This window comes from Methyloparacoccus murrellii, from assembly GCF_054657115.1.
Genome location: NZ_BAAHXD010000071.1, coordinates 1 through 8,385 on the forward strand (window position 1 = coordinate 1; position 8,385 = coordinate 8,385).

Annotated in this window: 6 protein-coding genes; all 6 read left to right on the forward strand. The window is 67.3% G+C overall.

Features of this window, described 5'->3' with window-relative positions:
• The first annotated feature begins 230 nt into the window (after nt 1-230).
• The 6 genes from rfbB to ACYQ1H_RS14790 all read left to right on the forward strand — a co-directional run bounded on the left by rfbB (nt 231) and on the right by ACYQ1H_RS14790 (nt 8,364).
• Complete coding sequence (gene rfbB, locus ACYQ1H_RS14765) at nt 231-1,304, forward strand: dTDP-glucose 4,6-dehydratase (protein WP_460028808.1); 1,074 nt, start codon at nt 231-233, stop codon at nt 1,302-1,304.
• Between the two features lie 58 nt (nt 1,305-1,362).
• A complete protein-coding gene (gene rfbA, locus ACYQ1H_RS14770; RefSeq protein ID WP_460028809.1) occupies nt 1,363-2,250 on the forward strand; it encodes a glucose-1-phosphate thymidylyltransferase RfbA in 888 nt (295 codons plus the stop codon).
• Nucleotides 2,247-2,798, forward strand: coding sequence for a dTDP-4-dehydrorhamnose 3,5-epimerase (rfbC, locus tag ACYQ1H_RS14775; RefSeq protein WP_460028810.1), 552 nt, complete (start codon nt 2,247-2,249; stop codon nt 2,796-2,798). The genes rfbA and rfbC overlap by 4 nt, the downstream gene beginning before the upstream one ends.
• Nucleotides 2,792-3,709, forward strand: a complete 918-nt coding sequence (rfbD, locus tag ACYQ1H_RS14780) for a dTDP-4-dehydrorhamnose reductase (RefSeq protein ID WP_460028811.1) — start codon at nt 2,792-2,794, stop codon at nt 3,707-3,709. The genes rfbC and rfbD overlap by 7 nt, the downstream gene beginning before the upstream one ends.
• Nucleotides 3,710-3,720: 11 nt before the next feature.
• The gene (dnaE, locus tag ACYQ1H_RS14785; RefSeq protein ID WP_460028812.1) at nt 3,721-7,242 is read left to right on the forward strand and encodes a DNA polymerase III subunit alpha; all 3,522 of its coding nucleotides are present in this window, start codon (nt 3,721-3,723) and stop codon (nt 7,240-7,242) included.
• 90 nt (nt 7,243-7,332) lie between these two features.
• Entirely contained in the window at nt 7,333-8,364 is a 1,032-nt protein-coding gene (locus ACYQ1H_RS14790) for a zinc-dependent alcohol dehydrogenase family protein (RefSeq protein ID WP_460028813.1), read from the forward strand.
• The last annotated feature ends 21 nt before the right edge of the window (nt 8,365-8,385 follow it).

Sequence of the window (8,385 nt, forward strand, 5' to 3'; positions counted from 1 at the left end):
GGCCGGGACGCTCCCGACCCGCCGGCGATGCGGTAGAATTCGCGGCATTATCGCGGTGCCACGGCATATGAATCGCGGGCGCCTGCCCGGATTCCGTCGCCGACAGCCGGTCGCCCGATGATCTGCCATACGGGCAGACAGGCGGAACGGCCCCGCCTCTCCTACCGGCCATCGTTGCCCACCAATGCGACGGGCCCAATTCCACGCGCAAACCCAGCCGGAGTCGCTTGATGCAGCCCACCCAGACCCTACTCGTTACCGGCGGCGCCGGGTTCATCGGCGGCAATTTCGTCATTCGCCAGATACAGCGCGGCGATACGGAGATCGTCAACCTGGACGCGCTCACCTATGCCGGCAACCTGGATACCCTGGACAGCGTGGAGGATCACCCGAACCACAATTTCGTGCTCGGCTCGATCGGCGACAGCGCGCTGGTGGATTATCTTCTGCTCCGCCACCAACCTACGGCCATCGTCAATTTTGCCGCCGAGAGCCATGTCGATCGCTCGATCGACTCACCCGAGGCCTTCATCCAGACCAATATCCTCGGCACCTTCCAGTTGCTGGAAGCGGCCCGCCGCTACTGGCGCAACCTGGCGGATGACGCCCGGAACCGGTTCCGCTTCCTGCATGTGTCGACCGATGAGGTCTACGGCAGCCTCGGGCCCAGCGGCAGGTTCACCGAGACCACGCCCTACCAACCCAACTCGCCCTATTCCGCCTCCAAGGCCAGTTCCGACCATCTGGTGCGGGCGTATTTCCATACCTATGGCCTGCCTGTCCTGACCACCAACTGCTCCAACAACTATGGGCCCTTCCAGTTCCCGGAAAAACTGATCCCCCTGATGATCCACAACGCCCTGGCGGGCCGGCCGCTGCCGGTCTACGGTGACGGCTCGAATGTCCGCGACTGGCTGTACGTGGAAGACCACTGCCGGGCGATCGAGCGGGTACTGGAAGCCGGCACGCCGGGCGAGGTTTACAATGTCGGCGGCAACAACGAGCTGACCAACCTGTCGGTGGTACAGGCGCTCTGCGATCTGCTGGACGAACTGTGCCCGGATTCACCGCACAGGCCGCACCGTCAGCTGATCAACTTCGTCACCGACCGCCCGGGACACGACCGGCGCTACGCCATCGACGCCGGCAAGATCGCCTCGCAGCTGGGCTGGGTGCCGAGCGAAACCTTCGCGACCGGGCTGCGCAAGACCGTGCGCTGGTATCTGGACCACCAGAACTGGTGTCAGCGGGTCATGGACGGCAGCTATCGCGGCGAGCGGCTGGGCACCGGCACGGCCGGCTGAGCCACCCTCGCCAGGACACCGCATCCCCGACACCACACGCTCCGAGTCTCCCTGTCCCATGTCGACCCTGAAAGGCATCATTCTCGCCGGCGGCTCCGGCACCCGGCTGCACCCGCTCACCCACGTGACCAGCAAGCAGCTGCTGCCGGTCTACGACAAGCCGATGATCTACTACCCGCTGTCGGTGCTCATGCTGGCCGGCATTCGCGACGTGCTCATCATCACCACGCCGCACGACGCGCCGATGTTCCAGCGGCTGCTGGGCGACGGCAGCCAGTGGGGCATGGCGCTCAGCTACCGCGAGCAACCGCGGCCCGAGGGACTGGCACAGGCCTTCGTCATCGGGCGCGACTTCATCGGCCGGGATCGCTCCTGCCTGATCCTCGGCGACAACATCTTCTACGGCCACGGCTTTACCGAAACCCTCGCCCGGGCGGCGGCCCGACCGGAGGGCGCCACCGTGTTCGGCTACTGGGTCCAGGATCCGGAACGCTACGGCGTGGCCGAATTCGATGCCGCAGGCCGGGTGGTCAGCCTGGTCGAGAAACCCAGGGCGCCGAAGTCCAACTACGCCGTGACCGGCCTGTACTTTTACGATCACCAGGTCGCCGACATGGCCCGCGACCTGAAGCCGGGCGCCCGGGGCGAACTGGAGATCACCGACATCAACAACCTCTATCTGGCCCTGGGGCAGCTGCAGGTGGAAAAGCTGGGCCGCGGCATCGCCTGGCTCGATACCGGCACCCATGATTCGCTGCTGCAGGCATCCAACTTCATCCAGACCATCGAGCAGCGCCAGGGCCTCAAGGTCAGCTGCCCCGAGGAAATCGCCTGGAGTCAGGGCTGGATCAGCTCGGAACAGCTTGCCGCGCAGGCGGAACCCCTGCGCAAGAGCCACTACGGCGAGTATCTCCTGCGTCTCCTGACCATGGAGCGGCCGGCATGATCATCGAAACCACGCCGCTCCCCGGCCTGTTGCGAGTCCAGCCGGACGTCTTCGGCGACGAGCGCGGCTTTTTCCAGGAAACCTGGCACCAGCGGCGCTACGCGGAAGCCGGCCTGGACCGGCAGTTCGTGCAGGACAACCTGTCCTGGTCGCGCCGCGGCATCCTGCGGGGGCTGCATTTCCAGAATCCGGGGCCGCAAGGCAAGCTGGTGTACGTCCTGCAGGGCGAGGTCTTCGACGTGGCCGTCGACGTACGGGCCGATTCCCCGACCTTCGGCCAGTGGTACGGCGAAACCCTGTCGGCGGAAAACCATCGGCAGCTGTTCGTCCCGGAAGGCTTTGCGCACGGCTTCTGCGTCACCAGCGAAACCGCCCTGTTCGCCTACAAGTGCACCGGTTTCTACGATCCCGGCAGCGAGCACAGCCTGCTCTGGAACGACCCCGACATCGGCATCCGCTGGCCGCTCGAACAGCCCGAGCTCTCGCCCAAGGACCGCCAGGGCCGGCCTCTTGGCGACTTCCCGCGCGATGCCCTGAGCGTATGGTGAAACCGGCCATCCTGCTGATCGGCCGGGACGGTCAGCTCGCCTGGGAACTGCGCCGCACCCTGGCCTGCCTGGGCGAGGTCGTGGCCCTGGGACGCACCGGCGCGCCGGCCATCGACCTGGCCCGCCCGGAAACACTCGCCAAGACCGTGCGCGAATTGCGACCGCAGCTGATCGTCAATGCCGCCGCCTACACCGCGGTCGACCGGGCCGAGCAGGAACCCGAACAGGCGCGGCGGATCAACGCCGAGGCCGTCGGCATCCTGGCGCAGGCGGCGCGCGCCGCCGGGTGCGGCCTGGTGCACTACTCGACCGACTACGTGTTCGCAGGCGATGCCGGCCGACCCTATCGCGAGGACGATCCGACCGCTCCGCTCGGCCAGTACGGGCTCGGCAAGCTCGCCGGCGAGGCGGCCATCCGTGCCGCCGGCATTCCCCACCTGATCCTGCGCACGGCCTGGATCTACGGCGGCCGCGGACAGAATTTCCTGCTGACCATGCTCCGTCTGATGCGCGAGCGCGACAACCTCGGCATCGTCGACGACCAGATCGGCGCTCCCACCTGGAGCCGGCTGATTGCCGAGGCCACCGCCCTGATGCTGGCGCGCTGTCTTGATCGGGACCGCTTCGCGCTGGCCGATCACGCCGGTACCTACCACCTGACCGCTGCCGGCGTCACCAGCTGGTACGGCTTCGCCGCCGCCATCCGCGAGCTGGCCCTGGCCCGGGGTCTGCTGGAAGCGACGGCCGCCCGGCTCCGGCCCATCGCGACAGCCGAATATCCGACCCCTGCCCAACGGCCAGCCTATTCGGTGCTGGCCGGCGACCGGCTCGCCCGGACATTCGGCCTCCAGTTGCCGGACTGGCGCCAGTCGCTGGAGCTGTGCTTGGATGAAATCGCCCTGTCCCGCTGAGCCGACGCGCGATGAACCCGCCCGCCTTCATCCACCTGCGTCTGCACACCGAGTACTCGCTGATCGACGGTCTGATCGACATCAAGGCCCTGGTCAGGCAATGCGCCAAACTGGGCATGCCGGCGGTGGCCGTCACCGACCACACCAATCTCTTCTCGCTGGTCAAGTTCTACAAGGCGGCCCAGTCCGCCGGCGTCAAGCCGATCACCGGCGCCGACGTGCTGCTCTATAATGCCGCCGAACCGGCCTCGCCCTACCTGCTGACCCTGCTGGTCCAGGATGAGACCGGCTATCGCAGCCTCAGCGAACTGCTGTCCCGCGCCTACCGGGAGAACCAGCACCAGGGCGTGGCACAGGTCATGCCACACTGGCTGGAAGAGCGCAATGCCGGGCTGATCGCCCTGTCCGGCGGACGCCAGGGACAGATCGGCCGGACCCTGCTGGCCGGCAACCGGGAAGAGGCCCGGCAGCTGGCCGGATACTGGCAGGGCATCTTTCCGGACCGCTTCTACCTGGAATTGCAGCGCACCGGCCGGCCGCACGAGGATATCTACCTGGATGCCGCCGTGGCGCTGGCCACGGAACTGGCGCTGCCGGTCGTCGCCACCAACGATGTGCGCTTCCTGCATGCCAGCGAGTTCGACGCCCATGAAGCCCGCGTCTGCATCCACCAGGGGCGGGTGCTGGAGGATCCGCGGCGGCCTCGCGACTACACCGATCAGCAGTATCTCAAGAGCCCGGCGGAGATGGCCGAGCTATTCGCCGATCTGCCCGAGGCCTTGGAAAACGCCGTCGAAATCGCCAAGCGCTGCAACCTCAGGCTGACCCTGGGCCAGAACTTCCTGCCCCAGTACCCGGTGCCGGCCGGCATGAGCACCGGCGATTATTTCGCCGAAGCCTCCCGCCAGGGCCTGCGCGAGCGCCTGGCGGTGCGCGCCCCGGTCGGCAAGGACTCGCTGGAGGAGCGCACCCGGTCCTACCAGGAGCGGCTGGAGCTGGAAATCGGCGTCATCAACCAGATGGATTTCCCCGGCTACTTCCTGATCGTCGCCGACTTCATCCAGTGGGCCAAGCAGCATGGCATACCCGTCGGCCCGGGGCGCGGCTCGGGCGCCGGCTCGCTGGTGGCCTACGCCCTCAAGATCACCGACCTCGACCCGATCGAATTCGAGCTGCTGTTCGAGCGCTTCCTCAATCCGGAGCGGGTCTCCATGCCCGACTTCGACGTCGATTTCTGCATGGATCGCCGCGACGAGGTGATCGACTATGTCGCCCGCACCTATGGTCGCGACCGCGTGTCGCAGATCATCACCTACGGCAGCATGGCGGCCAAGGCCGTGGTCCGCGATGTCGGGCGCGTGCTCGGCCATCCCTACGGCTTCGTCGACCGCATCGCCAAGCTGATCCCGTTCGAGCTTGGCATCACCCTCGAAAAGGCCCTGCAGGACAGCGAGGACCTGCGGGCACTGTACGAAGCCGACGACGAGGTGCGGGCACTGATCGACCTGGCGCAGTCGCTGGAGGGCCTGACCCGCAACGCCGGCAAGCATGCCGGCGGCGTGGTGATCGCGCCCACCGATCTCACCGACTTCTGCCCGCTCTATTGCGAGGCCGGCGGCGACAACCTGGTCACCCAGTTCGACAAGGACGATGTCGAAGCCATCGGCCTGGTCAAGTTCGACTTCCTCGGCCTGCGGACGCTGACCATCATCGACTGGGCGCTGCAGACCATCAACCGCCAGCGGGCCGGCCGGGGCGAGGCCGCCATCGATATCGCCCAGATTCCGCTCGATGATCCGGCCGCCTACGAGCTGCTGAAGAGCTGTCAGACCACCGCCGTGTTCCAGCTGGAATCGCGCGGCATGAAGGACCTGATCAAGCGGCTCCGGCCGGACTGCTTCGAGGACATCATCGCCCTGGTGGCGCTGTTCCGGCCCGGCCCCCTGCAGTCGGGCATGGTCGACGACTACATCAACGTCAAGCACGGCAAGCAGCAGGCCGAGTACCCGCACCCGCTCCTAGAACCCATCCTCAAGCCCACCAACGGCGTCATCGTCTACCAGGAACAGGTGATGAAAATCGCCCAGGACATGGCCGGCTACACCCTGGGCGGCGCCGATCTGCTGCGCCGCGCCATGGGCAAGAAGAAGCCAGAGGAGATGGCCAAGCAGCGGGAAATCTTCGTCGGCGGCGCCACGGCGAAGGGCATCGACCCGGCCATTTCCGGCTACATCTTCGACCTGATGGAGAAGTTCGCCGGCTACGGCTTCAACAAGTCGCATTCGGCAGCCTATGCCCTGGTCTCCTACCAGACGGCCTGGCTCAAGGCGCACTATCCATCGGCCTTCATGGCGGCGGTGCTGTCCTCGGACATGGACAAGACCGACAAGGTCGTGGTGTTCATCGAGGAATGCCGCAACATGAAGCTGGCCCTCCTCCCGCCCGACATCAACCGCTCGGAGTTCCGTTTCTCGGCCCAGGATGACGGCGTCATCCAGTACGGGCTGGGCGCCATCAAGGGTGTCGGCGAAAGCGCCATCGGCGATATCCTGGAAGAGCGTCGCCGCAACGGCCCGTTCCGCGACCTGCGCAATCTCTGCCGGCGCATCGACGGCCGCAAGGTCAACCGCCGTGTGCTGGAGGCCCTGATCCGCGCCGGCGCGCTGGACAGCCTCGACCCCAACCGCGCCCGCCACATGGCGGCGCTGGGCGACGCCCTCAGGGCCGCCGAGCAGCATGGCGCCATGGCGGCTTCCGGCCAGGATGACCTGTTCGGGCTGTCGGACGAGCCGGCGCCCGCGTCGAACGAGCCGGCCATGCCGGAGGTGGAACCCTGGCCCGAGGCGGAACGCCTCAGCCAGGAAAAGGCCACCCTGGGCCTCTATCTGACCGGTCACCCCATCACCGCCTACGAACGGGACATCACCCACTTCATCAGCGACCGGCTCGGCCCGCTCGCCGAGAAGCACGACCGCAGCGGCGGCACCGAAAGCGGCTATGGCCGGCGCCAGGAAATCAGGGCGGTGGTGGCCGGACTGATCGTGGATCTGCGCACCAAGCAGAACAAGAACGGCAAGCGCATGGCATTCGTGACCCTGGACGACCGGACCGGCCGGCTGGAGGTCGCCATCTTCTCGGAAGCCTTCAACCGCTGTCGCGAATACCTGGTCAAGGACACGCTGCTGGTGGCTGAAGGCAACCTGAGCTGGGACGACTTCGCCGGCCAGCTGCGGCTTGGCGCCGAGCGTCTGATGAGCATCGAGGCGGCACGGGTCGAGTTCGCGAAGCGACTGATCCTGAAGTGGCGCGAGCCGTCGCCCAATGGCGCCGGCGACACAAGCGTCGCGTCGCTGAGGGACCTGCTGGAACCCTATACGGGCGGCCATTGCCAGGTGTTCGTCGAATTCCGCGGCCGCGGCGCCGAGACCCTCATGCACCTGGGCGAACGCTGGCGCGTCCGGCCCGAGGAGCCCCTGCTGAAACAGTTGCGGGCGTTGCATGACGAGGAGCCGGTCCAGCTGGTCTATCAGTGACGGATCGCCGTACCTCCCCGCCCCGGTCCGCTCCCGGAGAGCCCCGTTTGCCGCGATAATGAGGGCTACCGTCCCTGCCGGAGTCCACGCATGAAGGCCATGATCCTGGAATCGCTAGCCGAACTGTCCGAGGGCAGCGCGCCCCTGCGGCTGCGGAACTGGCGGGACCCCACGCCGGGCGACGGGGAAGTGCTGCTGGACGTGCTGACCTGCGGCGTCTGCCATACCGAGCTCGACGAGATCGAGGGCCGAACCCCGCCCCCCCGGCTGCCGGTCATCCCCGGCCATCAGGTGGTCGGCCGGGTGCTGGAAACCGGCGCGGGTGTCACCGGCATCCCGGTGGGCAAACGGCTGGGCGTGGCCTGGATACATTCGAGCTGCGGCCACTGCCCGCAGTACCTCGCGGGGTGCGAAAACCTCTGCCCCGATTTCCGGGCTACGGGCCGGGATGTCCATGGCGGCTATGCCGAACGCATGGTCGTGCCGGCCGCGTTCACCTACGCGATACCCGATATCTACGGCGACGCCGAGGCCGCTCCGCTGCTCTGCGCCGGCGCCATCGGCTATCGCTCCCTGCGGCTGGCAAAGCTCCGGGACGGTCAGCCGCTGGGTCTCATGGGATTCGGCGCGTCGGCCCATCTGGTCCTGCAGCTGGCCCGGTTCCGCTTTCCGGCATCGCCTGTCTTCGTCTTCGCCCGCCAGGCCGAGGAACGGGCATTCGCCATCGCCCTGGGGGCTGCCTGGGCGGGCGAGGTCACCGCCGCCGCGCCCGAACCCCTGGCGGCCATCATCGATACCACGCCGGCCTGGAACACCGTGCTCGCCGCGCTGGCCAACCTCTTGCCCGGCGGACGGCTGGTCATCAACGCCATCCGCAAGGAGGAGTCGGACAAGGCGGCCCTGCTGCGACTCGATTACCCCCGGCATCTATGGCTGGAAAAACGGATACAGAGCGTCGCCAACGTAACCCGCGCCGATGTCTCCGAATTCCTGTCGCTGGCCGCCCGCATCCCGATCCGCCCGGTCGTGGAGGAGTACCCGCTGGCCGACGCCAACCGGGCGCTGGTCGCCCTCAAGCACCACCATACCCGCGGCGCCAAGGTCCTGCGGATCCGGTCCTAGGCCGCGCGCGGGCGACCGGCC